Origin of the sequence: Microbacterium sp. E-13 (assembly GCF_049912955.1) — a bacterium.
GTDB lineage: Bacteria > Actinomycetota > Actinomycetes > Actinomycetales > Microbacteriaceae > Microbacterium.
The window spans coordinates 1532152-1558592 of the sequence record NZ_CP183973.1 but is presented as its reverse complement, the minus strand read 5'-3'; the positions used below and the strand labels follow the sequence as shown (position 1 = coordinate 1558592).

Sequence of the window (26441 nt, the reverse complement as noted above, 5' to 3'; positions counted from 1 at the left end):
CCCGCAGCCGAGGTGGCCGCTCCGGTCGGCTCCGCGGGCGCGGTGCGACCACACCTGCCACCTTCACGGATCCGCCCGCCCGCAGCCGAGGTGGCAGCTCTGATCGGCTCGGCGGGCGCGTTGCGCCCACACCTGCCACCTTCACGGACCGGCCCGCAGCCGAGGTGGCCGCTCCGGTCGGCTCGGCGGGCGCGTTGCGACCACACCTGCCACCTTCACGGACCGGCCCGCAGCCGAGGTGGCAGCTGAAGCCGCCTCTGCCCGCCAGAGAAGGCAACAGTCGCCTCTTTCTCCCGGAAGAGAGTGACGGATGTTTCTCCCGGAAGAGAGTGACGGATGCCTCGGCTCAGCCGTCGAGGACCCGCAGGGGCCTGCGGCGCCTGACTAGCCTCGGAGTGTGGACGGCGACCAGGCGAAGATCGGAGTGCTCGGCATCATCGGCGCCGGCAGGGTCGGTCTCGTGCTCGCCAAGCTCGCGCGCGCCGCGGGCTACGACGTGCTCATCGCCGGGTCGGGCGACCCGGCTCGGATCGCCGGGACGGTCGAGGCCGTGGCTCCGGGCGCGGTTGCGGGCGCAGCATCCGTCGTCGCACGTGACGCCGATGCGGTCGTGCTCGCACTCCCGCTCCCCCAGCACCGGACGCTTCCGGTCGAGGCGTTGCGCGGGAAGCTCGTCATCGACGCCATGAACTACTGGTGGGAGGTCGACGGTCTGCGGTCGGATCTCGGCGACCTCCGCACGACGACGAGCGAGACGGTGCAGGCGCTTCTGACCGAGTCGCGCGTGGTGAAGGCGTTCAACCACATGGGCTACCGCGATCTCGACGAGGAGGCACGGCCCGCGGGAACGCCCGGGAGGAAGGCGATCGCCATCGCCGGAAACGACGCTCGGGACGTCGCGCGGGTGACGCGCCTGGTCGACGACCTCGGCTTCGACCCGGTCGTGGTCGGCCCGCTGCCGGCAGGGATCATGCTCGAGCCGGGCGCAGAGGCCTTCGGCGCCGACGTCGACGCCGCGGAGCTGCGCGCGATGCTCGAGCGCTTTCCCACGTCTCAACGCGGGATCATGGTGGCCCGCGCCCGCGCCCGCGAGGTCTGAGGCGCCCGGTCCGGCGACCCCTGAGGCCACGCCTCACCCTGGCCCGCCGTCCCGCCCCCTCCCGCCCAAAACCGCAGGTGCGACAAGAATCCGCGCGGGGTGGTTTCTCCACCGAGATGCGGTGCCTCACCGAACGCGGACGGGACGGCGACGAAGGCGACGCGAACGGCCCAGGACGAGGACGCTGGATGCCCCGGGGGGACGTGAGCCGCCCCGCCGCCGGCGAAAAGCCGCAATTGCGACAAGAAACCGCGCGCGGGGTGGTTTCTCGGGCGAAGAGGGGTTGGTCAACGGTGACGACGGACAGGTGAGAGGAGCATGTCGACGGTCGATGCGAGGGCGACCGTCAGGAAGTAGACGAGGAGGTCGCGGGGGTCGAACACCGTGCCGAACACGAGCATCGCCGGCGTGAAGTGCGCACCCCACGCGAGCGGCAGACCGGTGAGCTGAAACAGCTCGACCACGACGCACCACGCGGCCGCGATGATGCCGGCGGCGAGCGCTGGCAGCCGGGGAGCCAGCAGCACCACGGCGAGGTACGCGGCCACGGCATAGAGCGCGTCCCCGGTGATGTCGGTGGCGGCGTCGTCCGGAAGCAGGCCGTGCACGAGCAGACCGGCCGCGACGGTGACGGCCAGCAGCACGCCCGCGGTGAGCCGACGACGCCCGATCGCGCGGCGGGGCGCTGCCGGCGCGGCATCCGTCTCCGTCATCGCGCGATCACCCCGCCCTGCGGCGGGGCGACGGGGGCGCGGCATCCGTCTCCGTCATCGCGCGATCACCCCGCCCTGCGGCGGGAGCATGCGGGCGCCTCACCGCTTCCCGCAGTCACGGGATCACCCCGGCCGCGCGCGCGGGGGCGGCGTACGCCTCGGCGAGGGTCGCCACCGTGACATGCGCGTTCAGGCCGCTCGGGTTCGGCACGACCCACAGCTCGGCGCCGGCCAGATCTTCCGGCTGACGGCCCGCCACCGCGCGAGGCCTGCCGAAGCCCTGGCGGTACGCCGTGAGTCCGAGCACCGCCACCACCCGAGGGCGCCAGCCCGCGACGTCGCGAGCCAGGCGCTCCGCGCCCTCACGCAGCTCGTCACGATCCAGCTCGTCGGCCCGGACGGTCGCCCGCCGGACGATGCACGAGACTCCGATGCCCGCGTCGAGCAGCATGCGCTTGTCGGCGTCGGGCATGCCGTCGTCGTCGATGCGCGGCATCCGGGGAATGATCCCGGCCGCGACGAGCGCCGGGTAGAAGCGATTGCCGGGGTGCGCGAACGGCACACCCGTCGCGGCCGTATAGAGCCCAGGGTTGATTCCGACCAGCACGAGTCGCGGCTGCTCCGGCATGAGGTCCGGGATGCTGCGCCCCCGGAACGACTCCAGCTCGGCGCGCGTGAATCCCATGCGTTCAGTGTGGCGCACGCTCCCACGGGGTCGAACCCGGGCCGAACCCGGGCTCGACCCCAAGAGCCCAGCAGGTCAGACCCGCGTGCCGCGGGACTGCTCGAGGTGGAACTCGTTCGAGGCCGACCCGTCCTCCCGCAGCCCCTCCTGGAACACGAACTGCAGCCCGCGCTCGTCGAAGGCACGGAACCAGTCGTCCCAGCTGACCTCCCGCAGCTCTTCCATCTCGTCGCCGAAGTCCAGATCGAACCTCAGCTCGCCGATGCCGCCTTCCTGCTCGGTGCCGACGGTGGCCGGCACGGCGTGACGGTCTTCCGCCCACCGGCGGATCACGTCGTGGTCGGTGGTCGCGGTCAGCTCGTGCGTGGCCGCGGCGGTGGGGGCGGCATCCATCACACCGGCGTCCGCCTCGGCGCCCTCCTGCATGGCCGGGTCGGCGGGCGCGGCGTTCCCCACGCCGGCATCCGTCTCGGCGACGAAGCCGTTCTGCTCCACGGTGCGTTCGCGGTAGTCCCGACGCGTGCCCGGCTCGGCGTTCTCGCCCTCGAGGTTTCCGGCGGTGTCGTCGTTCGCGTGGTCGTTCATGAAAGACCTCCTTTGCGTCCTCCAGCCTGCGTCGCCGACGGGCGCGTGGGGAGGGGGTTGTCAGTCCCGACCGGGCGCGCTACGACGACGTGCCGCCCGTCGTCGCCGTGGACAGCGAGCCCGGGACCGTCGATGCGGTACGGGCGACGGGCGCTCCAGGTGTGGTCGCAACGCGGGCCGATCCGCGAAGGCGGCAGATGTGGTCGCAACGGGGGCATCGAGCCGACCAGAACCGCCACCTCGACCGCGCGCCGATCCGCGAAAGCGGCAGGCGTGGTCGCAACGCCGGCGCCGAGCCGACCAGAACCGCCACCTCGACCGCGCGCCAATCCGCGAAAGCGGCAGGCGTGGTCGCAACGCCGGCGCCAAGCCGACCAGAACCGCCACCTCGACCCCACGCCAATCCGCGAAAGCGGCAGATGTGGTCGCAACGGGGGCATCGAGCCGCGAAAGCGGCAGGCGTGGTCGCAACGCCGGCGCCAAGCCGACCAGAACCGCCACCTCGACCCCACGCCAATCCGAGAAAGCGGCAGGCGTGGTCGCAACGCCGGCGCCAAGCCGACCAGAACCGCCACCTCGACCCCACGCCAATCCGCGAAAGCGGCAGGCGTGGTCGCAACGCCGGCGCCAAGCCGACCAGAACCGCCACCTCGACCCCACGCCAATCCGCGAAAGCGGCAGATGTGGTCGCAACGGGGGCATCGAGCCGCGAAGGCGGCAGGCGTGGTCGCAACGCCGGCGCCAAGCCGACCAGAACCGCCACCTCGACCGCGCGCCAATCCGCGAAGGAGGCAGGCGTGGTCGCAACGCCGGCGCCAAGCCGACCAGAACCGCCACCTCGACCGCGCGCCGATCCGCGAAGGAGGCAGGCGAGCGGCTACCCGGCGACCTGCGCCTCGGCCACGTGCGCCTCAGCGACCTGCGCCCCCGCGACCCGCGCCGCGGCGACCTGCGCCGCCATCAGCGTGACGAGCTCGTACAGCACGTGACTCGCGGCGATGCCGGTGAGCTGGGCGTGATCGTACGCGGGCGACACCTCGACCACGTCCGCGCCCACGATGTTCAGGTCGCTCAGGGCCCGCAGCATCCGGAGCAGCTCCCTGCTCGTCATGCCGCCGGCCTCGGGCGTGCCGGTTCCCGGCGCGTGAGCGGGGTCGAGCACATCGATGTCGATCGAGATGTACAGCGGCTTGTCGCCCACGCGACGGCGCACACGTTCGATCGCGGTCTCGATGCCACGCTCCTCGATGTCGACGCTCGACACGATCGAGAACCCGAGGCGCTCGTCGTCGTCGAGATCCTGCTTCGAGTACAGGGGTCCGCGGGTGCCCACGTGGCAGCTGGCGGTGAGGTCGATGAGGCCTTCTTCGCTGGCACGCCGGAAGGGCGTGCCGTGCGTGACGGGAGCCCCGAAATAGGTGTCCCACGTGTCGAGGTGCGCGTCGAAGTGCAGCACCGCGACCGGTCCGTGCTTCTTGTTCACGGCGCGCAGCAGTGGCAGCGCGATCGTGTGGTCGCCGCCCACCGTCACGATGTGCGACACGCGCTCACCCAGGGCCGTCGCCGCGGTCTCGATGCCGGCGACCGCCTCGCCGATGTCGAACGGGTTCGCGGGAATGTCGCCGGCGTCGACGACCTGCGCCGCCGCGAAGGGCGAGACGTCCTGCGCGGGATTGTAGGGGCGCAGCAGCCGCGACGACTCGCGTACGTGCGACGGGCCGAAACGCGCGCCCGGCCGGTAACTCACCCCGGTGTCGAACGGGATGCCGACGATCGCGATATCGGCGCTCGAAACCTCTTCGATGCGCGGCAGCCGCGCGAACGTGGCGATCCCGGCGTAGCGGGGGTGGACGGAGGCGTCGACGGGGCCGACGGGCTGACGGGTGTCGCTCATGACTCACCTCTCGGTGTGGAGGATTCGGAACCGGGATGCTGCGCCCCCGGGCGCTGCGGAATGTGGACGAGCTGCACACCGCCGGCAGCGATCGCCGCGATGATGGCGGGAGCGATGTCGCCGGCGGTGCCGGCGCGCCGGCCGGTCGCGCCGAAGGCGTTCGCCAGGGCCACCCAGTCTGGTTGCACCAGGTCCACGCCGACGGGACGGATGCCGCGATCCACCTCGTTCTGCTTGATCTCTGCGTACCCGCCGTTGTCGACGCACACGACGGTCAGGTCGAGGCGCTGCTCGACCGCCGTCGCGAGCTCGTTGACGCAGAACATGAGCGCGCCGTCGCCCACGACCGCGACGACCGGCCGGCCTCCCTCGGCGGGCTGGGCGACGCGTGCGCCGATCGCCGCGGGAAGCCCGTAGCCGAGGGTCGCATACGTCGGCGTGTAGAGCAGCGAGTGCGGGCGGGACTGGCGGAGCACGTTCGCGAGCGCCATGTAGACGACCTGCGACGAGTCGCCCGCGACGATGGCGTCGTGCGGCAGCGCGCCGGCGATGGTCTCGGCGAGCGCGACGGTCTCGGGCACGATCTCAGCCGTCTCGGCGGCGATCGCCGCACGCTCGGCGGAGAGGTCGCGGGGTCGGCGCGCCGCCTCGGGCAGGCCCGCCAGCAGTGCGTCTGCCACCGCCGTCGCGTCACCCACGATGCCGACGGCCGCGTCGAGGTTCTTGTGCAGCTGGGCGGCCGAGATGTCGACGCGCACCACCGCACCGCGAGCCTCGAGCACCGGCGCCCACAGCTCCGCCTCGCCGAGCTTCGAGCCGAGCACGAGCAGCACGTCGGCGTCTTCGGCGACTCGCCGGGCGGCAACGAGCCGCAGGTTCGAGCCGAGCGACAGCGGGTGGTGCTCGTCGACCGTCGCCTTGCCGTTGAGGGTGGTGAGCACGGGCGCTCCGAGTCGCTCGGCGAGCGCCGTGATGGCCCTTCCGGCACGGGTCGCCCCACCGCCGGCCACGATCACCGGGCGCTCCGCCGCCGCGAGCAGTGCGACCGCCTCGCGCACCGAAGCCGCATCGCCGCCCGACACAGCGGGAACCGGCCGCGCGGCACGCGCCGCGGCGGGCACATCCGCCGGCGACTCCAGCACGTCCAGCGGGATCTCGATGTGCACCGGTCGCGGACGCCCGGTGCGGAACAGTGAGAAGGCGTCGTGCACCGCGTCGACGGCGTCCGTCGCACTGGTCACGCGACGGGACCACTCGGCGATCGCGCCGACCATCGCCGTCGCGTCCTTCGTCTCGTGCAGGGTGCCGACGTCGCGGAACTCGGCGCCGATCGCCACCCCCGGAGAGATGACCAGCAGCGGCCGCGACTCGCAGAACGCGGTGCCGATCGCGCTCATGGCGTTCTGCAGCCCCGGGCCGGACGTCGTGATGACGACCCCCGGCAGTCCGGTCTGCTGCGCCCACCCGTCGGCGCCGTACCCCGACCCCTGCTCGTGCCTGTTGGTCACGGCACGCAGCCCGAGGGCTTCGAGCGGCCGGTAGAGCTCGAGGTTGTGCGTGCCCGGGATGCCGAACACCGCCGTCACGCCGTAGTTGCGCACCGTCTCGAGCACGGCGCGGCCGGTCGTGTCGGCGTAACGGGCCGCGACGTCGTCGGCGCCCGGGTCGTCGGCGGTCGGGCCGTCGATGGGCCGGTCGGGGTTGCGCTCGTCGGTGGTCATGTCGTCGATGATCATCTCGCCGGCCCTCATATCGCCAGCGCCTCGACGCGGGCCATAGCGTAGCGGCGCTCTCCGCCGACCCAGGTCTCGAGCACCGGGATCTGCGAGATCTCGGCCGCGTCGACCGTGAGGGGGTCGCCGCCGAGCACCGCGAAGTCGGCGTACTTTCCCGCCTCGAGCGAGCCCAGATCGTCTTCGCGCCCGAGGGAGACGGCGCCTTCGTAGGTGTGGGCGCGCAGCGCGGCGGCGGCCGAGACCCGCAGGCCGTCGGGACCGAGCCGGTGACCCCGCCGCGTGATCCGGGTCACGGCCGTCTGGATGGCCTCGAGCGGGATCGGCTCGGCCACGGGCGCGTCGGACGAGATGGTGATCGGCACGCCGGCCGCCAGGAACTCCCCGAGCGGGTTGAACCGCTCCCCCGGGGTTCCGATCGCCTGCTCGACGCCCTCGCCCCAGTTGAAGTAGTGCTGGGTCTGGTTGACGGGACGGATGCCTGCTGCCGCCATGCGCCGGATCTGCTCCGGCGTCGGCAGACCGCAGTGCTCGATGCGGTGGCGCGCGTCGTCGTCGGGCCGCTCGGCGAGCGCCGCCTCGATCGCCGACACGACCATCTCGATCGCCGTCGGCGACTGGGCGTGCGTCGCGGTCTGGAGTCCGGCGGCGTGCGCCTTGCGGATCAGCTCGGCGTACTCCGCGGGCTCGTGGTAGAGCTGACCGGTGCGGCACGGGTCGCCGACGTAGCCGTCGGGGAAGTATGCTGTCCAGCCGCCGAGCGTGCCGTCGGCGTAGAGCTTGATGCCGGCGAAGCTCAGGTGCGCGTTGCCGAACTGGCCGACGAGTCCCATGTCGAGCGCGTCGTCGAGCAGGTGCGACAGCAGGTACATCGACACCCTCAGGTCGAGCCGGCCGGTCTCGGCGAGCCGCAGGTACATGTCGAACTCGCGGCGCGACACCTGCGCGTCGCCGATGGTGGTCACTCCCCCGGCGAGGAAGCGCTGGGTCGCGGCATCCAACTGCCGAAGGTGCTCCTCGGGCTCGTCGGCGAGGTGGAAGTTCGGCCCGTGGTGGCCGATCTTCACGCCGTGGACGCCGGTGAGCATGTTGCAGGCGGCATCCGAGATCTCACCGGTCAGCTCGCCGTCGGCGTCGCGGAAGATCTCACCGCCCTCGGGGTTCGGGGTGTCGCGGTCGACGCCGGCCCGCTCGAACGTGTGCGAGTTCACAACCCCGCCGTGCCCCGACGCGTTCATGAGGTACACCTCGCGGTCCGTCGCGACCTCGTCGAGTTCGAAACGGGACGGATGCCGCTTCTCGGCCAGATTGCGGTGCTCATAGCCGTAACCGCGCACCGGGCGGCCCGCGGGCAGCTCGGCGGCCGCCGCCTTCAGCAGCGCCACGATCTCAGGGATGCTGCCCGCCTTCTCGGGCCCGCAGTCCACCCAGGTCATCAGCTGCCCGTACATGAGCGGGTGGGCGTGCGCATCGACGAAACCCGGCACGATCACCGCATCGCCGAGGTCGACCACCTGCGGGTCGAGGCCCGCGCTGGTGGCAGCATCCCGGCACTCCTTCTCGGTGCCGATCGCGAGGATCCGGCCGCGGTCGGTGAGCATCGCGGTGGCGACACGCTCCTCGGCGTCGACGGTGTGGATCGCGGCGGCCGTCAGCAGACGCGGCGTCTGCTGCGCGGGGCGGTCGAACGGGGCGAGCTTTCTCATTTCGTCCTCACGGAGTGGGCGGGTCGGTCGGGATGCGGGACGATCCGCGGGGCGCGTCGTCGCGACGCGCCCCGCGGAGCCCATCACAGGGTGCGGGCCGTCGTGGTGTCGGTGCGCGGCGTGAACGAGTCGGTCACGGGCGCCTCGTCGGAGTGCTGCGGCGCGAGCCACGTGCACAGGCCCGCGAGCAGTGCCATGCCGACGAACATGAAGATGACCGACCAGACGCTCCCCGTCGCGGCGACGAGCAGGGTGGCGAACCACGGCGAGAAGCCGGCCCAGATCGCCGCGCCCACGCCGTACGACAGGGCGATCGACGTGTAGCGGGCCTGCGGGCGGAACATCTGCGCGAGGATCGCCGCGATCGGCGCGTAGGTCGCGCTCATGGCGACGCGTACGAGCGAGGCCAGCAGGAAGATGACCGGCTCGATCTTTCCGGGCAGCACCAGCATGAACGGCACGAACGTCAGCACCGAGGTCACGAGGCCGATGTACATGATGTTCTTGCGGCCCCACTTGTCACCGAGCCATGCGACCGGCAGCGTGACGACGAACTCGATGAACGAGGCGATCGTCATGGCGTCGAGGATGAGCTGGGGGCTCATGCTGATCGGCTCGCCGGTCGCGTAGGCCGTCGCGAAGGTGGTCGCCAGGTAGTAGCCGCCGGTCGAGATGGGCAGCAGGCCGATGCCGAGCAGGATCGGCTTCCAGTTGACACGCAGCGCGAAGGCGAGCGGCATCGACTGCTTGCGGCCCTCGACCTTCTGCTCGAACACCGGCGACTCCTCGACGCGGTAGCGCACCCAGAAGCCGACGGCGACCAGCACGATCGAGAGCAGGAACGGGATGCGCCATCCGCCGTTCATGATGAAGTCGTCGCCGAAGCGCGACATGATCGCGAAGATGCCCGAGGCCAGCAGCGCGCCGGCCGGGTTGCCCAGCTGCGTGAACCCGCCGTAGAACGTCTTCTTGCCCACGGGTGCGTGCTCGACGCTCATCAGCACCGCGCCGCCCCACTCGCCGCCGACGGCGAGGCCCTGAAGGGCCCGCAGCAGGATCAGCAGGATCGGAGCCAGGATGCCGATCGTCTCGTATGTCGGGAGGCAGCCGACCAGCACCGTCGCGACGCCCATCAGCAGCAGTGTGATGACGAGCGAGACGCGGCGGCCGAGCTTGTCTCCGATGTGACCGAAGATGATGCCGCCGAGCGGGCGGACGAGGAATGCCACGGCGAAGGTCGCGAATGCGGCGGCCGTCTCGGCGAGCGGGTCGCCGCTGGGGAAGAACAACGGGCCGAACACGAGCGCGGCAGCGGTCGCGTAGACGTAGAAGTCGTACCACTCGATCGTGGTGCCCACGAACGCGGCGATGCCTGCGCGCCGCGCCCTGCTGCTGGTGGAAGTCATGAACCGCTCCTTTGCGGATGTATCGGGATGCGAAGCGATGCTAGGGACGATCGGATGCCGCGGCAAGGGCAGAACTCCAGCCTTCTTGGGCCGCGGCCGGTGTTCTGCCAGGCACGGTTCGCAGAACCTCGTGCGTCGTCATGCAAGAACGGCTCTAGACTGGACATCTGCACGTCGTGGCGTGCGATCCCCGGAAAATCTGCGAATCGAGAGTCGCCATGGATTTCGACGCCGAGTTGATCCGCGAGCTGCAAGTCGACGGACGAGCGAGCATCCACGACCTCGCCCGTCGTCTCGGGCTGTCGCGGGCGGCTGTCTCGGCCCGGCTCAACGGCATGCTCGCCGACGGCACGGTGCGGGTCGTCGCCGCGGTCGATCCGGTGTTCCTCGGGCAGCTGGTCCTGGCGCACGTGTCGATCCGCACGCGGGGCGGGGTCGAGCCGGTCGCGCAGCATCTGAGGGGCCTCAGCGAGACCGTGCTGGTGTCGGCCATCGGGGGCGCGCACGACCTGGTGACGGAGGTGCGGCTGGGCTCGATGCCGGCGCTGCACGACCTTCTCGCGCAGATCCGCGCCCTGCCGGGCGTCGTCGACATCAACACGCTCATCTACACCGACGTCGTCAAAGGCTTCTTCGTGTCGGAGTATCGCGGCGACGTCACGATCGACGCCATCGACACTGCGCTCATCGAGCAGCTGCAGCGCGACGGCCGCAAGAGCTACCGCGCGCTCGGCGAGGCCGTGCGGCTGTCGCCGTCCGCCGTGACGACGCGGGTGCAGCGGCTGGTCGACGGCGGAGTCATCAAGATCAGCGCCGTGGAGGCCCGCGGGCTCGCGCATCGCCAGCTCTCGATGGGCGTCGGCCTCAATCTCGCCGACGCCGACGACCGCGTCACCGACGCGCTGCGCACGTGGCGCGGCGTGGACTTCGCCGCCCGCACGCTCGGCCGCTTCGACGTCGTCACGACGCTCGTGGAGCCGTCTGCCGGAGCGCTCTACGCGAGCCTCGAACGCCTGCGCGCGATCCCGGGCGTATCGGGCCTCGAGGCGTGGTTCCATCTCGCCGTCCTCAAGGAGGACTACGCCCGTACGCTGCGCCCCGCCGCCGGCGGCATCCCGCAACCCCTCGGCTCGATCGCCGGCTGACGGCGGGTGCGACCGGCGAAGCTCAGCGACCGGCGTCGTCTCGAGCGGTGGCGAGGGCGGCGATCAGAGCCTCCTCGGCGGCTTCGCGCGGGATGCCGGGAGCCTCGGCGGCGAGCGTGCCGAAGGTCGCCGGGTCCCAGTCGAGCTCGAGCGCCGCATTGACGGCGAGGAGCACATCGGCGAACCGCTCGACGCCTTGGAGGGGCAGCATCCCGCTCAGCAATCGGGCCCCGCGCATCGCGCGCTGAGATGTGCCGATGAGCTTGACGGCACCCCGGGCATTGATGCTGAACTCGCCCGGGCAGTACTCCCCCGGCACGTCGCCGACGCGGGCGTCGACACCCAGGCCGCGCATCGCTGCCGCGAGCGCGTCGCCGATCTCACGGAAGAACCGGGCCTGATCGATCGAGCCCTCGCGTTCCCGCACGACGACGTCGAACACGATGCAGGTCTCGTCGTAGGCGACCGCGCGGCCGCCGGTCGGCCGGACCACCGGCGCGAAGCCGCGGTCGAGCGCAGCTCGGCGGGCCGTCTCGAATCCGGGAAGCCGGCTCTCGCGGCGGCTCATCGCCACAGTCGGCACAGGTTCGTAGAGGCGGACCACCCGCTCGTCTGAGATCGTGCCCGCTGCGACCGCGCGCAGGAGCTCGACCGAGCGGTCGAGGTCGGCGGCAGCATCCGCTCGCTCCTCCTGGCGGATGACGAGGACGCGGCCGCGCGAGGGGGGCGGTAGCGAGGGCATGCGCCCACACTCTCACGCGACCAGCGGTCGCCGGCGATCACTCGGGCTGGTTGCCGGTATCTCGACCGAGGCGGAACGGTGTCGTCACTCCCGAGTACGCCACGTGGGTCATCAGGCCCTCTGCCGCGTGGGGCAGGTTGTGGCAGTGGTCCATCCAGACGCCAGGGTTGTCGGCGACGAACGCCACCTCGTACGACTCGCCGTGCGCGACATCGAGCGAGTCCACCCACCACGGACTGCCCGAGGCGGGCACACCGTCGCGGGACAGCACCAGCAGGTGGTGGCCGTGCAGGTGCATGGGATGCCCCTCGCCGCTGCTGTTCGAGATGGTCATGACGACGATGTCGCCCTCGTCGACCATGTACATCGGGACGCCGGCGCCCAGGCCGCCGTTGATCGTCCACCAGTAGCCGGGTCGTCCGTCGAGAAAGCCGGGGACGCGGCCGATGTCGTAGGTGAAGCGGCGATCCGCGGCGGCGGGATCGAAGCCGACGTCGGCCGGTTCGCCGTAGGAGAGCAGATCGAGCTGCTCTCTCGGCGCTGATGCCTGCTCAGTCTGGGCGCCGTCGGGGCCGACGGTCAGCGAGGCGCCGGGAACCTGCACGCGGGCAGCGCCGCGCTCCGGCACGCGAACCTCGAGGTCGACTCGACCGCCGGCGGTGACCAGCACGCTCTTGTCGTCGACCGGCGTCGGGCCGACGAGATCGCGACCGTCCACCGCCAGCACGCGGAACGACGAGCCGGTCACCCATGCCGAGGTCGGCGTGGAGTCGGTGTTCACCACTCGCACGCGGATGACGTCGCCCGGCGCCGCCTCCTGGTGCGAGTCGCCGAGCGCGCCGTTGATCGTGCGCTGGCCGCCCGGATAGGTGTGGACCGCCGCGAGCGCGTCGGCGGCCGGCGTGCCGGCGGGCGCGGCGGTCGCGGCATCCGTCCGGGTCGCCGGAGCCGTCGCCGCATCCGTCGGTGGACCCGTCGCCGGATCGAGGATCAGCGCACCGAAGAGTCCGCCCACGACCTGCGGGTGGGCGGCCTGATGCGCGTGGTACCAGAAGGTGCCGACCTGTTCCGCGACGAAGCGGTAGGTGTAGGTCTCGCCGGGCATCACCGCGTCCTGCGTGACGCCGGCGACGCCGTCCATCGCGTTGGGCACGTCGACGCCGTGCCAGTGCGCGGTGACGCCGTCGGCCACGTCGTCGTTGCGCAGCACGACCTCGACCAGCTGCCCCTCGGCCGCCCGGATGGTGGGACCGGGCGTGCTGCCGTTGAGCGTGAAGCCGTCGAACGGCTCGCCGCCGACGGGAGTGACCCGCTCGGCACGGGCGACGAGCTCGACGCGCACATCGGCCGGGCGGTCGGGATCGGCGACGAGATCGGCCACGCTGGTCGTGTCGGCGCCGGCCGGTACAGCCGCCGCCGCGTGGCCGTGCGCTCCCGGCGTCGGGGCTCCGTGGCCGCCCCCGAAGTCCGGGACGCCCATGTCGAGCGCCGAGTACGACCCGGGCAGCACGCTCGCCCACCACATCCAGCCCACGAGCGCGACGGCGACCGCACCGAGCACCGCGGCGAACCGGCGGGCGAACCAGGCCCACCGGCTCTTCGCCGCGGTTCTAGGCGGAAGCACTGGCCGGTGCGGTGGCCGCCTCAGCCCGCTCGGCGACGCGGCGCTTCGATGCGTTCAGCCCGGCGAGCAGCGCGGCCGTGAAGAGCAGCAGTGCGTTGATGCCGTGGAAGAACCCGAGCAGAACGATGCTGTGGCCGAGGAGTCCGAGGGTGACCTGCAGCAGGACGAGCCCGAAGACGATGGCGGCGTAGGTCACGCCGCGGGGAACCTTGGCGAAGAACGACACGATCAGCAGGATGAGCGCGACCACCGGGATCACGAACATGCCGTTCATGCCGTGCAGCATGAGTCCGATCACCTCCGGGAAGGGCGGCGGGCCGTCCTGCGCAGAGGCGTCGATGACGCCGCCCTCGGAGAGGTACAGGCCGAGACCGGCCGACCCCCAGGCGTGGAACGCGGCCTGCAGCGCGACGAGCACGCAGATCGTGTAGGCGAGAACGCGGTAGGTGATGCGCATGTCTGCTCCTTGATGTCGGGATCAACGCATGAGCAGAGCACGCAGGTACTGCGCTGATACGTCGACGACGAAAAGACCCCACAGCTGACCACCGGCGGGACCCCCAGGACCCGGGCACCACCGTCGACGGTGTCGGCGGCCATCGGTCTCATGGTCCCACTGCCACCCGGCGCCCACCAGAGCGGATCCGGCGGCGGCCCGCGCCAGGAGGGCGACGTCAGCGGCGTGTCCAGTGGGGCGGCGGCGCTTCGCTCGGATGAAGCGGTGTGTACGTCTTCCAGACCGACGTGAAGCGGTACCCCGCGTAGGAGACGGCGAGGGCGACAATCACGAGGCCGAGGATCACGCCCACCGTGACCGCTCCGGCGACGGGCAGGCCGAGCGTTGCGCAGAGTCCGCCGCAGAACATGCCCGCGACGGACGCCGTGACGAGGATGCTGAGGATCGCCGACGAACCCAGTACCTGCTCGAAGCTGCCACGGTAGCGGAGGAACGAGTAGGTGACGGCCATGCCCAGCTGGTCGTCGTGGGGCGACGCGAGGAAGGCGGCCGCCGCGGCGGAATCGATCTCGGAGTAGGCGCCCCGGATGCGGTTCATCGCGACGACGAACATCATGTCCTCCTCCGACACGGTCAGGACGCGCATCAGGGTGAGAAGCCCCACCACTGTGAGGAATCCGAGGATGCCGAGCGCCGCCACCGGAAACCACGAGCCGAAGGCCGTCGCCTGCCCGAGCAGACCGATCGTGACCAGTCCCGCCGAGACGAGCGTGAGGTAGATGGTGATCCGGGTGAGCACCTCGCTCTGCGCGGTGCTTCGCGCGGCGAGCAGTCCCCAGTGCTCGGTCGCGAGGATCTGCAGGCGGCGTGCGAGCGCGGCGTCGCTCTCGGCTCCGCCCTCCTCGGCCCCCGTCGCCATGGTTCATGCTCCCACCCGGGCCGGGCGCACGGTAGGCCGCGCGGCGACGGGCGCCACGGGCCGCAGACAACTCCTCCACCGCCGCGGGCACGACGCGTCTAGGCTGGCGACGTTCGGAGGAGGTGCATCATGGCCGTCGAGATCGACGTCGTGCCGCTGGTGAAACCCGACGACGTCAACGTGATCGTCGGCCAGTCGCATTTCATCAAGACCGTCGAGGACCTGCACGAAGCGCTCGCCGGGGTCGGCGGCGCACTGAGGTTCGGCGTCGCGTTCTGCGAGGCATCCGGTGCCCGTCTTGTGCGGCGGACGGGCAACGATGAGCCCCTCGTGGGCCTCGCGGTCGATGCCGCCCTCGCCATCGCGGCGGGCCACGCCTTCGTGATCATGCTGCGCGACGGCTTCCCCGTGAACGTGCTCAATCAGGTGAAGGCCGTTCCCGAGGTGTGCTCCATCTACTGCGCCACCGCCAACCCGGTGCAGCTGCTCGTCGCGGCGACGGGCGCGGGCCGCGGGGTCATCGGGGTCATAGACGGCGAGCCGCCCGTCGGCGTCGAGACCGACGAAGATGTGACCGACCGGCGGGATCTGCTCCGCGCCATCGGATACAAGCTCTGACCGACGGCCCGCAGTCACCCGAAGCGGCCGGACCGCTCCCAGACCGACACCCACCGCACCGCACCGACATCGAGGACCAGCCCATGCAGATGCCCCACGCGAGCGACGAAGACCGGCAGCGGTTCCGCGATCTCATCGAGCCGCTCGCCGCGCAGTCGGAGACCATCGAGGTGAAGCCGATGTTCGGGCAGCTCGGCGGGTTCGTGAACGGCAACATGTTCGCCGGTCTCTTCGGGTCGTCGATCGGGGTGAAGCTGGGCGACGAGGATGCCGCCGAGCTCGCCGACGCGGGCGGAGGACCGTTCGGCCCCGCGGAGCGCCCGATGAGCGGCTGGACCACGATCCCGGCGGGCAGCGATGCGGCATCGTGGGCAGCCCGGGCGGCGGACTACGTCGGCGGCTTCCCGCCCAAACCGGCGAAAGCGGCGGAAGCCGCGAAGAAGCGCTGATGCCGGGCATGGAGCACTTCGACACGATCGTGGTCGGCGCCGGCGTCTCGGGCCTGACCGCTGCGCACCTTCTCGTCGAGGCGGGCCGCGACGTGGTCGTCTTCGAAGCCCGCGACCGCGTCGGCGGCCGCGTCTCGACCGACCGGCGCTTCGGGCTCACGACCGACATGGGCGCGTCGTGGATCCACGGCATCACCGACTCCCCCGTCGCCGCCGCGGCCGAGGCGTTCGGCATGCCGACGGTCGAGTTCACGGTCGGCGGCTACCAGCCCGACAGCCGCCCCATCGCCTATTACGGTCCCGACGGGAAGCGATTGACGGATGCCGCCACCCGGGCGTTCGTCGCCGACATCCACGCACTCGATGCCGCCCTCGTCGACGCGGTCGCCGCATCCGATCCCGGCGCCTCGTACCGCGACGTGACCGAGATCGCGCTCGCCGCGCAGGGATGGGACGACGAGCGCACGCAGCGCGTCCGCGAGTATCTCGAGCACCGGTCCGAGGAGCAGTACGGCGTGCGGATCGAGGAGCTCGCCGCCCACGGTCTCGACGACGACGTGATCGAAGGCGACGAGGTGGTGTTCCCCGACGGCTACGACCGCCTGCCGCGGAAGCTGGCCGAGGGTCTCGACATCCGGCTCATACATGTCGTCACGCGGATCGAGTGGTCGGAGGGCGGCGTGGTGGTCACGACGGACCACGGCACGTTCTCCGCCGACACGGCGGTCGTCACCGTGCCGGTGGGGGTGCTCCAGTCCGAGGAGTTCGTCATCGAGCCGCCGCTGCCGCAGCCGGTCGCCGGAGCCCTCGCGCGTCTGCGGATGAACGCGTTCGAGAAGGTCTTCCTGCGGTTCGCAGCGAAGTTCTGGGACGACGGCGTCTACGCGATACGGCAGCAGGGGCCGGAGGGCCGGTGGTGGCACTCGTGGTACGACCTCACCGCCCTGCACGACACCCCGACGCTGCTGACGTTCGCCGCCGGCCCGGCCGCCGTCGAGACGTGGGACTGGACCGAGGACGAGATCGTCCAGTCGATCCTCGAGCAGCTGCGCCGGCTGTACGGCGACGTGCCCGCGCCGACGTCGGTGCACATCACCGACTGGCAGGACGACCCGTGGTCGCACGGTTCGTACGCGTACATGAAGATCGGCGCGACGACGGCCGATCACGACGACCTCGCGACCCCCATCGGCGGTGTGCTGCACCTCGCCGGGGAGGCGACCTGGACCGACGACCCGGCCACCGTGACCGCCGCCATGTTCTCGGGGCATCGCGCCGCCGAGCGGATCGTCGGCGGCGGCATCCCCATCGAAGCGGTCTGGTCGGACCGCTGACGCGGAGGAATCAGCCGTGCACGCTCGGGCTCAGCCGGTGTGCTCCGGCAGCCCGACCTTGAGCTTGGCCCACGAACGACCGCGGGTGTCTTTGAGGATGTCGTACTCGACGTCGACGTGCGGCTCGATCGCACTGTACTTGTCGTTCGGGGCGCCGATGACGAGCTGGAAGCCCAGACCGCGCCACGCCCCGATCGCGCGCTTGGTGAAGTGGGCGTCGGCCTTGATCAGCGCCTCGTCCATGAACACCGGGGCGTATCGCGGACGTTCGGCGCCGGCATCCCCCAGCTGATATCTCAGCGCGGCGCCCACGATGAACGCGATCAGCTCCTGCGACTCGCCGCCCGACTTCTCGCCGATGTGGTCGTACAGCGCGACGTGCTCCTTCGTCGTCGCGTGCACCCGCTCCGCGCTCACCCGCACATGGTTGCGCACGTCGATGAGGTCGCCGAAGTCCGGCGACGACCGCCGGAGGTGCGCGATGAGCTTCGCCATCCGCCGGTACACCTGCTCGCGTTCGTCATCGGTCGATGCCGTTTCGATGTGAGCCCGAACCTCGCGCAGCTCGCGCCGGAAGCGCCGGCGGGCCTCGGACTGGTTCTCGCGCGTGGTGATCTGCAGGCGATGCTCGTCGTCGTAGAACGGCAGATCCTGCATGATGCGGTTGATCGGCTCGATCCGGTCGCGGATCTCGCGCAGCGAACGGCTGAGCGTCGAGTCCAGATTGGTGAGATCGTTGCCCGACAGCTTGAGCAGGCTGTCGCGCCACTCGGCCTGCAGTTCGTGCAGGCCGCTCGTCTCGAGCGCCTCCAGGATGCGCTCGAAGTCATCGATCGCCGTGTCGGGATCGGCCAGCAGATTGGGGTTGGGCCAGCGATCCAGGAAGCCCGTCATGATGCGGCGGACGCTCTCACGGTGCTCGCTGTGGGCGTCGACGGCCGACCGGCGATCCTCGGCGAGGCGCTGCGCCGCCGACCCGAGCGCGGCGGTGAAGCGTGCGAGGTCCGAAGACGGACTGCCCGTCCTGGCGTCGGGGGCGAGCGTGAAGCGCGTGTCGAGGAACGAGATCTGCTCCGGTGCGAGGGCGCGCTCCGCCGTCTCGGCGTCGTCGACGATCGCCTGATCGGCATCGACGTCGTCGATGACCGCCGACCAGTGCAGCTGGATCTGCTCGCGCTCGACCGTCGCGCGGGCGATGTCTTCGCGCAGCCCGGCCGCCCTCGCCTTGACGGCCTCGATCTGCTGCTGCACGCGGGCGATCTCGGGATTGGCCGTCGTCACCTCGTCCTGCACGGCGATCCACCGGTCGCGCTCGGCCGTGACGGCGTCGACGTCCACCTGCTCCCACGTGACGTCGGTGAGCTTGGCGAAGACGGCCAAGCGGGCGTCGACGGCATCGAGCGCGGCATCCGCCTCCCGGGTGCTCTCCGTGGCCGCCTCGAGCCGTGCGCGGGCGCCCTCCAGCCGCTCGCCCAGCACCCGGAGCTGTCGCTCGTTCGAGAACCCGAGCACGTTGTCGCGCCCGTGCCCGCCGTGCGCACCGCGGCTGCCCTGTGAGACCTGGCCCGTGATGGTGAGCGCCATCCGGTGCAGCGAAAGGTCACCCGGGGAGTCGACGCAGACGAAGCCGAACCGATCGTCGAGGCGATCCTGCAGCCACCCCGTGAAGGGCGTCCGCTGGTAGTCGAGACGCCCCGGAAGGGTGCGCGCGTCGCGCCCGCCGGTCGCGGCCAGGCCCGTGTGGACACCTTCGTACCGCAGTCGCACCGGAGTGCGCACGCCGTCGATCGCCGCGCGGAACCGTCCGAGATGCGCCGTGTCGATCAGGAGCGTCGTCGCGAAGCCGCCCAGGGCGAGGTTGAAGGCCTCCCGCCACGGCTCGAACTCCGTCTGCACCTCGATCAGCTCAGCGACGAACGGCAGGTCGCCGGGCTCGAGGCCTGCGGCACGCGCGAGCAGCTCCCGGGATTCGTGGAGGGTGAGCGGGATGTTGTCGCGGCGACCCTTCGCACGGAGCATCTGCGCCTCGAGCTCGGACACCTCCCGGGCCGCCCCCTTCTCGGCGGAGCGGGCTTCGGCGAAGGCATTGCGCGCGGCGCCCTTTGCATCGGCGTCGGCAAGGCCCGCCCGGGCGCTCTCGACGAGCGCCGAGAACTCCTCGCGCGTGCTCACCTGCCTACCGAGCGCGCGCAGGGCTCCGTCGAGCTGCGCGCGGGCTTCCGTTGCGGCGGCGAGGCGGCGCTCGACGTCGCGGAGCTGGCGCTGCGCCGTCTCCAGCCGGTCCCCGCCTGACAGGCGGAGCACGTCGACGAGGCCGTCGCGCTCGGCTTCGGCCGCATCGGCGAGCGCGCGCTTCTCGCGCAACAGCACGTCGGCCGCCTGCTTGCGGTCGCGCAGCTCGGTCTCGACCTCGCGCAGCAGGTCCAGGCGGCGCTCTGCGCGCCACAGCGTCGCCAGCGACGCCCGGTCGGAGAAGTCGCCGATCTCGTCGATGAGCCGCACCCGGTCGGCGCCCGCCGCGATCTTCGCGCGGAGATCGCGGATCGGCTCCAGTGCGCGCACCTGCTGGCGCGCGGTCAGCATGCGCTCCCGCGTGCTCTCGAGCCCGTCGAAGTGGGCGACCACGGCGTCCGCGGTCGTCATCGTCCCAGGCTCTTCCAGCACGAGACGCTTGTAGAGGTCGTCGACCGTCGTGATCTGCTGGCCCGCCTGGATGCGGGCGAGAAGGCTCATGGCCTTGGCGCCCGCGCCCGCCGCGCCGATGCCGAGCACCGCGTGCAGCCGTGCCGAGAATTCGCGGTCGGTGCCGACGGGCTCGAGACCCTGCGCTCGCAGCGAGGCATCCGTCAGGCGCAGCGCCGCCGCCTCCTGGAGCCCGCTGAGGTCGAACTCCCGGTCGATGGTCGCCCGAACCCGAACCGTGTCTTCGAGCACACGCGCACCGGCCGGGATGTACCACGCACGGACGGCGGTGAAGCGGGAGCCGTCGTGGTCGATCCACGTCATCGCGACGGCGGTCCACGTGTCGACGCCGTCACCTCGGAGCACGCGCATCTTGGTGCCCTCGTCGGTGCGCGACTCGTCGATCTTGCCGCGTCCGTAGGAGAGGATGTTGCGTTGCTCGTCGCCGCGCGGACGACCGGTCACTCCGCCGTTCGACGCCCCGTTGAACGGCGTGGTGTGCGGCATCATGAGCGCGATGTACGCGTCCACGAGCGTGGACTTGCCCGATCCGGATCCGCCGCACAGCAGCGTCGCCTCGGGCGAGAATCGCACGCGATGCGCGCCGTCGTACCCACCCCAGTTGACGAGCTGGAGGTCTTCCGCCAGCCATTGCTGCCCTCGGGATGCCGCCGGAATGAGCCCGAACAGCGTCTCGACCATCGTCACCGCAGGCTCTCCTTCGTCGGGTCGGGCTGTCGGTCGTCGGCGTCGACCTCGTCGTCGGCGTCGACCTCGTCATCGGCGTCGACCTCGTCGTCGGCGTCGGCCTCGTCGTCATCCGGATCGAGTGCGAAGGCGACGCCCCGGCCGTCAGGATCGCCGGCCTCCGCGCCCGACCCCGCGGCCTGCTCCCGGAGCCAGTCGCGCAGCTCACGCAGCTTCTCGGCGCTCAGCACGATCTCGACGAGTGGACTGATCCGGAACCGGCCTGTCGTCTCCTCGTCGATGATGCCGTCCCTCGCGAGCCTTTCCATCGCCTTGCGGATCGCGCGCTGCCGGCGGGCGGTGTCGCCGTCGGCCTCGGCGAAGTAGCTCAGCACCGTCTGCTCGACGTCTTCGACGTCGACCCGCGCCGACGGCTCACCGGCCGCGGTCTCACGTTGGTAGACCGTGCGCAGGTGCACGAGCACCAGGGTCTCGGCGCGCGAGTACGGCGAGTCGCGCAGCAGGATCGGCACCTCCAGCAGGTCGGACCGCACCTGCTGCTTGAAGGCGACACCCCGGTCGTGGTCGACGACCAGCCGCACGAACATGTCGTTCAGACGCGACTCGATCATCTGCCGGTTGTCGAGCAGGACGCTCCACTCGTCGCGGTTGCGGTCCGCCAGCAGGAATCGACGCTGCAGCACGTGCACGAGCACGCGCCGCACCTCGGAATCGAGCACCCCGCGGTCCCCGGCGAAGAGCTCGTCGGGGTCGTCCTCCATCGCGACCGGCTCGATGAAGGCCTCATCCCCACCGGCCTCGCTCACCGTAGCCGTATCAGTCATCGTCGTCATCCTTTGCACTGCGGGCGGTCACGGAACCGAATGCGAACCGGCGGGTGGTGCCGTCCGGGCGCAGCGCCTCGACGACGGACACCTCGCCGCCTTCGCTCATGCCGTTCCGGTGGGCGATCTCCAGGAGGCCGAGCAGGTCCACCGGGCGACGGGTGTCGTCGCCGGCATCCTGGAACGCCTCACCGAGGTCGAAGTGCTCGCCGAGGCCGCGCACATACGCCTCCAGCTCGGCGTAACGGGGTCCGCCCCAGGCGCGGGTGTCGGCGTCCATGAACTTCGCCGCTTCGTCGGAACCGGTCAGCGGCGCGGGAGCGCCCGCCGGCCGGATGTCGCTGACCGACTGCCGCAGGTGGCCGACCCCGGCCATCGGCAGGTCGCGGATCGGATCGACCGACGCATCGCGCGACGCCCCGTGCGTCCAGGCCTGGAGCCCCGACATCACATCGCGCAGCAGGTCGTCGACCTGGCGGTCGCGGACGGGATCGTGCGTGCGCACCTGGCCGGTGATGACGTGGGAGGCCCGGCGCTGGGCGGTGAGCACCTCCTGTACGCCCAGCTCGACCCGGCGGCCGATCGCGTCGAGCTCCGCGCGCTGCGGGTCATCCAGCAACTGGGCGAAGGGGCGCGCGAGCAGCGAGTGCAACTGCTCCGTGAGGTCGTCGATCCGCTCCGGGTCGCCGATGAGCCGCAGGGCTCCGGCGAAAGCGCGGCCCTCCGGGGTGGACTGCATGACGTGCTGACCGCGCTCGAGGTACTCGCGCAGCACCTCGCCCGTCGGCCGCACGTCACGGCGGAGGTCGGCGACGACATCCCTCTGCATCGCCTTGATCGACTCGGCGACGCGTGTGAAGTCGGCCGGCAGCTCGCGGGAGAGGTGCAGCACGTTCTCGGCCTCTTCGAGCAGCGCCTCATCGTCGACGGGCTGCTGCTGGCCGAGTTCGAGCCGGGCGATCTCGGCGTCGATCGCGTCGCGCTCCTCGGTGAGGCGGATGAGGCGACGCGCCGGATCCGTCTCGGCGTGAGCCGCCAGCCGCTCCACCGCCTCGAGCAGCGTGCGCACGCGCGAGTTCGAGACCCGCGTGCGCCCCCCGCCGGTGCGACCGGTGATCTCGAGCGCCCCTACTGCGTGCGCCGTGAGCCGGTAGACCTCCGTGTCGCCGTCGATCTGGGGCGCCAGCCAGCCCACCCTCACCCAGTACCGGCAGATCTCGCGTGCGGTGCCGGCGGGCAGCATCCGCTCGTCTCCGTCATAGCCGGCCGAGCGCAGCTCGTCGAGGATCTCCGCCACCTCGGCGTGGGCGTCCGACACGGCCACGGCCGGGCGGTCGGCGGTGAACAGGAGCGAGAGCGCCGCCACGACGAACGGAGCGTAGCGACCGTGGAGAAGGTCGAGGGTCGGCGTCTTGAAGGCTGCGAGTGCTCGCGCGTATGCGGCTTCGGCGCGACTGCTCCCCATCGGTTCCAGCGTACCCGGGCAGGCGCCGCGACCACGATTCGGCGAGCACGCCCGGCGGTCGAGCCGGGCAGTCGCACAAGATAGGGCATTTGCCCGATGCGCCGAAGGCCGGTGCGCGGTTGGGTGCAACCGTACGAGCGTTCTGCGTTCAGAGGAGAGCTGCGATGAAGCTGCGAACCGCCCGCCTGACCACCATCGCGATCGCGGTTGCGGCGCTCATCGCCCCGCTTGCCACGTCGCCGGCCGCAGCCGACACGACCGACCCGCCCGACGACCCGATCGGGTCGTTGTCGATCGACATCGTCGCCGACCCGCCGCTGCAGCTGGTCGTCAGCCCGACCGGCTCCCTCGACATCCTCGGCGAGCAGTCGACCGTACGCTCGCAGTGCATCGACGGCGGCTCGGGCTCCGTCTGCCTGGGCACGCAGTCTTTCGCCGACCCGTTCGCGGGCCAGATCAACATCGGCAATTCCGTAGCCGGCTACACCCTCGGAGACGAGGGCGGCGCGGCAGAGGCGCTCGGGTGGATCATCCAAGAGGGCATCGATGTGATCACAGCCATGTACGACCTGCCGGCGGACGGCCGCGTGCAGCGCCTCGCCGGGGACCAGCTCCGCGCGTACATCATGCTGCGGATCCTCGACATCCTCGACCGGTCGCTCTACGGCGTCGAGCTCACGGCGAACGAGCAGACGACCCTCGCCTACCTCAACCGCCAGCTGCTGGGCACCGACCGCAAGATCGCCCAGTACGCCGTCGACGAGCACGAGTCGTTCAAGGCGCTCGAGTGCGGTTACACGCCTCCGCCCGCACCCGCGTTCATCACGACGCCCGTGACCCTGCCGAAGGAGGTCACCGAGTGGTGCGCGCGACGGCACACGGTGCTCGAGAGCGCCTTCGTGTTCGCTCCCCCGCAGCCGTCCGCCGACGCGTTCCAGGCCTGGGGCATGTACCGGCACGCGGCCGACCTCGGCCTCGACCGGCTCACCACGTCGGGCTACGCCGACGAGATCGCCGACGTGCAGAGGGCGTACGGTGCACTCGCGGGCGCCGCGATCGCGGGAGGAGCCGCCGCGGCGGCGGCCGCCGCCGCCGGTTCCGCCGCGGGTGGCGCCACCGCAGCCACCAGCGCCCTCGGCAGCCTGTTCGCGGCCGTGTTCCCGCATGCGGCGTGGGAAGGCACGCTCATCGCCGGCACCGCCGCGGGGGCCGCGGCCTCGATCGTCGCCGTGGTGATCGTCGCCATCGTGGTCACCATCGTGGCGTCCATCCAGCTGGCCGAGCACGAGCAGGTCGGCATCAAGCTCGCCGAGCGCCTGAAGAACGCGAAGGAGGCCACCGATCCCTTCTTCCTCGACGATCTGCGCCCCGCCTACGCCGGCCTCGAGCTGCGCGAGGGGATGACGCCGGCGAACCAGCCGCCGTACCGCGGCGACGCAGCGGTCGCGAGAATCCTCGACCTCGTGCTGACCAAGACGTCGAACACGATCGACGGCGCATTCGTCTCCGACGCCGACGGGCTGTGGACCCCCAACGAGACGACGGAGCGCGACTTCCGGTTCCTGGTGATGGACGGCACGACCCCCCGCATCGAGGACTCCATCACGGTGCCGTTCGGCGACGCCGACACCACCGTCCGGTTCAGTCAGAGCTGGATGATCGTCGACGACGGCGATGGCGAGAAGCCCGCGCTCGAGTTCCGCTACACCGACAACGCGGGGCGCGAGACGACGGCCAGTCGTGTGCCGCCCGCGGAAGGCGCGGCCGCCCCCGACGGCGGTTTCAGCGTGTCACGCGTGGACTCCGACGGCATGCTCGACGCCCAGCGGACGACGACCATCCACTACATCGACCGCGAGGGGCGCTCCGTCTCGGTCGCGCTCGTGCCGCCGACGGTGCCGAAGGTCGGCGGAGTGCGTCCGAGCGCCGTCGGGCCGCTCACGCCGGGGCGCACCGTGATCCTGCGACCGAACCCGGTCGCACCTGACGGCACGTTCGACGGTCTCCACGAGACCGGGTTCACCTACACCTGGACCGTGAAGCGCGTCGATCCGGTGACCGGCGCATGGATCGACGCGGTGCCTGAGGTCGCCAGCTACGACACCCGGTTCAAGCCGACCGAGGTCGGCGACTTCCGCGCCGCGGTGCGCGCGCACGACACCGATCCGACGGATGGCACCGTGGCCGACGCGTGGGGCGCGGTCGACTTCCGCATCGTCCCGCCGCAGACCGAGATCACGGAGCTCGTCCTGCACGACGATGGCGTCTCGCAGCTCCGTGTCTCGGCTCAGCTCGCCGCGGCCGTGCCGTCGGACGACTTCACGGTCGACGTCGCCTGGCCCGGATCGGTCACGGGTGAACCGGGCGAGCACTCGCGCGTCGACCTCACGTGCCACACGATCGACCCGCTGAGCTGCTCGAGCGTGCGCACCGAGCTGTTCCCCGAGCTGAAGGCGGAGCTCTCGCACACGCTCGCCGCCGACGACGACATCGCCCAGGGCGTCCAGGTGACCATCACCGACCGCTATGGCACGGCGACGACCCAGAAGTTCGCGATCGACGATCCGGCGCGTCCGAAGCTCACGGCGCCCCGGGAGGCGCCCGGCGCCGACCAGCCCGGCGTGGTCGTGTTCGACCCCGTCCACTCCTCCGTCCAGATCCCGGTGCAGGTCGCCGCGAACCCGAACTACGAGCTCGCGCGGATCGTGCCCGGCACCGGCGGAACGCCCACGTCGTTCGGCGTGGTCGATCCCGCCGATGACACGCCGAAGTCCGTCGTGCAGTTCCTCGACGGCGCCGTGACCTTGTCGACGGGCTTCGACCAGGCGAATGCCGAGTGGGTGCTCGACCTGCGGGTGACCGCGGGACTCGACGATCTGGGAACGACCACCATCCCCGTCGTCGTGCAGCAGGTGACGGGCGCCCGTACGACGATGCCGCTCACGATCGACCTCGTGCCGGCGTCGGGCGATCGGTTCCGCGCGGCCGTCGCGAACGAGATCGATCCGCTGGCAGTGTCGGTCGACACGGTGCCCCAGCTCGTGCCGTACGTGATGGGCGGGCGCGACGAATGGGGCGACTACGCCGGCGACGTGTGCGTCAGCCTCCTGTACACGGAGTTCCCGTCCAGCCCCGTCGAGCACTGCGGACCCGTCGCGAGCATGCTCGATGCCGACGGGCACCTGAAGGCGATCTCTTTCCCCGAGTTCGATCCCGATGGGCTCGAGACCGGCCGTTACGAGGTGACGGCGCGGATCCCCGGCGACGAGCACGCCGATGCCACCCCGTTCACGGTCTCGTTCCGGCTGCTGAGCGGCCCGCCGGCGATCGGCTCGTTCACCTGGGACAAGGGCAAGAACGCCGTCCGGTTCACCACGACCCCGTTCGGCCCCGACGCGCCGATCACCGGCTACACGTGCAAGCTCGACGGCGCACCCGTCGACTGCGCCGGTGCGGCGTCGGGATCGTGGACGGCTCCCGCCCTGACGAAGGGAACGCACCGCTTCGAGCTGATGGTGACGGATGCCGCGGGCAACTACGCCGCCGACGGCTTCGAGTTCACCCTCAAGAGCGACACGAAGGTGAAGCCGACCAAGCCGCCGAAGCCCCCGAAGCCCTGACCGCACCGGTTGAGATGGGTCGCGAGCGTTCAG

At 71.2% G+C, this 26441-nt stretch carries 20 protein-coding genes; 6 read left to right on the top strand and 14 right to left on the bottom strand.

Annotated elements, in window-relative coordinates; translation table 11 throughout:
• Window positions 1-397: 397 nt before the first annotated feature.
• Window positions 398-1099, top strand: a complete 702-nt coding sequence (locus tag ACN9MP_RS06990) for an NADPH-dependent F420 reductase (RefSeq protein WP_426324961.1) — start codon at window positions 398-400, stop codon at window positions 1097-1099.
• Between the two features lie 287 nt (window positions 1100-1386).
• Here ACN9MP_RS06990 and ACN9MP_RS06985 read toward each other — a convergent pair whose 3' ends face one another.
• From ACN9MP_RS06985 to ACN9MP_RS06955, 7 genes are all read right to left on the bottom strand, one after another.
• Window positions 1387-1812, bottom strand: a complete 426-nt coding sequence (locus ACN9MP_RS06985) for a DUF2809 domain-containing protein (protein ID WP_426324960.1) — start codon at window positions 1810-1812, stop codon at window positions 1387-1389.
• 115 nt (window positions 1813-1927) lie between these two features.
• Window positions 1928-2497 carry a mismatch-specific DNA-glycosylase gene (locus ACN9MP_RS06980; RefSeq protein WP_426324958.1) on the bottom strand — a complete coding sequence of 190 codons (570 nt, stop codon included), beginning with the start codon at window positions 2495-2497 and terminating at the stop codon, window positions 1928-1930.
• Between the two features lie 75 nt (window positions 2498-2572).
• Window positions 2573-3082, bottom strand: coding sequence for a hypothetical protein (locus ACN9MP_RS06975; RefSeq protein WP_426324957.1), 510 nt, complete (start codon window positions 3080-3082; stop codon window positions 2573-2575).
• A gap of 877 nt (window positions 3083-3959) precedes the next feature.
• Window positions 3960-4976, bottom strand: a complete 1017-nt coding sequence (gene speB, locus ACN9MP_RS06970; RefSeq protein ID WP_426324955.1) for an agmatinase — start codon at window positions 4974-4976, stop codon at window positions 3960-3962.
• The gene (locus ACN9MP_RS06965; protein ID WP_426324945.1) at window positions 4973-6697 is read right to left on the bottom strand and encodes a thiamine pyrophosphate-binding protein; all 1725 of its coding nucleotides are present in this window, start codon (window positions 6695-6697) and stop codon (window positions 4973-4975) included. Before ACN9MP_RS06965 ends, speB begins: the two co-directional genes overlap by 4 nt.
• Before the next feature lie 26 nt (window positions 6698-6723).
• Window positions 6724-8415: an amidohydrolase gene (locus ACN9MP_RS06960; RefSeq protein ID WP_426324943.1), complete on the bottom strand. Its 1692-nt coding sequence runs from the start codon at window positions 8413-8415 to the stop codon at window positions 6724-6726.
• A gap of 83 nt (window positions 8416-8498) precedes the next feature.
• Entirely contained in the window at window positions 8499-9821 is a 1323-nt protein-coding gene (locus ACN9MP_RS06955; RefSeq protein ID WP_426324941.1) for an MFS transporter, read from the bottom strand.
• 218 nt (window positions 9822-10039) lie between these two features.
• Here ACN9MP_RS06955 and ACN9MP_RS06950 point away from each other — a divergent pair, with 218 nt between their 5' ends.
• Window positions 10040-10966 carry an Lrp/AsnC family transcriptional regulator gene (locus ACN9MP_RS06950; protein WP_426324939.1) on the top strand — a complete coding sequence of 309 codons (927 nt, stop codon included), beginning with the start codon at window positions 10040-10042 and terminating at the stop codon, window positions 10964-10966.
• Window positions 10967-10988: 22 nt separating this feature from the next.
• Here the strand turns inward: ACN9MP_RS06950 and ACN9MP_RS06945 are convergent, their stop codons facing one another.
• The 4 genes from ACN9MP_RS06945 to ACN9MP_RS06930 form a co-directional block, all read right to left on the bottom strand.
• Entirely contained in the window at window positions 10989-11708 is a 720-nt protein-coding gene (locus ACN9MP_RS06945; protein WP_426324937.1) for a lipoate--protein ligase family protein, read from the bottom strand.
• A 37-nt stretch (window positions 11709-11745) separates the two neighbouring features.
• Window positions 11746-13332, bottom strand: a complete 1587-nt coding sequence (locus ACN9MP_RS06940) for a multicopper oxidase family protein (RefSeq protein WP_426324935.1) — start codon at window positions 13330-13332, stop codon at window positions 11746-11748.
• The gene (locus tag ACN9MP_RS06935; RefSeq protein ID WP_426324933.1) at window positions 13319-13789 is read right to left on the bottom strand and encodes a hypothetical protein; all 471 of its coding nucleotides are present in this window, start codon (window positions 13787-13789) and stop codon (window positions 13319-13321) included. The genes ACN9MP_RS06940 and ACN9MP_RS06935 overlap by 14 nt, the downstream gene beginning before the upstream one ends.
• A gap of 217 nt (window positions 13790-14006) precedes the next feature.
• Window positions 14007-14708: a hypothetical protein gene (locus ACN9MP_RS06930; protein ID WP_426324931.1), complete on the bottom strand. Its 702-nt coding sequence runs from the start codon at window positions 14706-14708 to the stop codon at window positions 14007-14009.
• A 129-nt stretch (window positions 14709-14837) separates the two neighbouring features.
• Here ACN9MP_RS06930 and ACN9MP_RS06925 point away from each other — a divergent pair, with 129 nt between their 5' ends.
• The 3 genes from ACN9MP_RS06925 to ACN9MP_RS06915 all read left to right on the top strand — a co-directional run bounded on the left by ACN9MP_RS06925 (window position 14838) and on the right by ACN9MP_RS06915 (window position 17109).
• Entirely contained in the window at window positions 14838-15326 is a 489-nt protein-coding gene (locus ACN9MP_RS06925; RefSeq protein ID WP_426324929.1) for an adenosine-specific kinase, read from the top strand.
• An 83-nt stretch (window positions 15327-15409) separates the two neighbouring features.
• On the top strand, window positions 15410-15775 hold the full coding sequence (locus tag ACN9MP_RS06920; RefSeq protein ID WP_426324927.1) for a TfoX/Sxy family protein: 366 nt from the start codon (window positions 15410-15412) through the stop codon (window positions 15773-15775).
• Window positions 15776-15783: 8 nt separating this feature from the next.
• Complete coding sequence (locus tag ACN9MP_RS06915) at window positions 15784-17109, top strand: flavin monoamine oxidase family protein (protein ID WP_426325943.1); 1326 nt, start codon at window positions 15784-15786, stop codon at window positions 17107-17109.
• A 30-nt stretch (window positions 17110-17139) separates the two neighbouring features.
• Here the strand turns inward: ACN9MP_RS06915 and ACN9MP_RS06910 are convergent, their stop codons facing one another.
• Genes ACN9MP_RS06910 through ACN9MP_RS06900 form a run of 3 tightly spaced genes read right to left on the bottom strand, consistent with a single transcriptional unit; the run spans window position 17140 to window position 22788 of the window.
• Window positions 17140-20499, bottom strand: a complete 3360-nt coding sequence (locus ACN9MP_RS06910) for an ATP-binding protein (RefSeq protein ID WP_426324926.1) — start codon at window positions 20497-20499, stop codon at window positions 17140-17142.
• Window positions 20496-21323: a DUF4194 domain-containing protein gene (locus ACN9MP_RS06905; protein ID WP_426324924.1), complete on the bottom strand. Its 828-nt coding sequence runs from the start codon at window positions 21321-21323 to the stop codon at window positions 20496-20498. Before ACN9MP_RS06905 ends, ACN9MP_RS06910 begins: the two co-directional genes overlap by 4 nt.
• Entirely contained in the window at window positions 21316-22788 is a 1473-nt protein-coding gene (locus tag ACN9MP_RS06900) for a DUF3375 domain-containing protein (RefSeq protein WP_426324922.1), read from the bottom strand. The genes ACN9MP_RS06905 and ACN9MP_RS06900 overlap by 8 nt, the downstream gene beginning before the upstream one ends.
• A gap of 164 nt (window positions 22789-22952) precedes the next feature.
• Here ACN9MP_RS06900 and ACN9MP_RS06895 point away from each other — a divergent pair, with 164 nt between their 5' ends.
• Entirely contained in the window at window positions 22953-26408 is a 3456-nt protein-coding gene (locus ACN9MP_RS06895) for a hypothetical protein (RefSeq protein ID WP_426324921.1), read from the top strand.
• The last annotated feature ends 33 nt before the right edge of the window (window positions 26409-26441 follow it).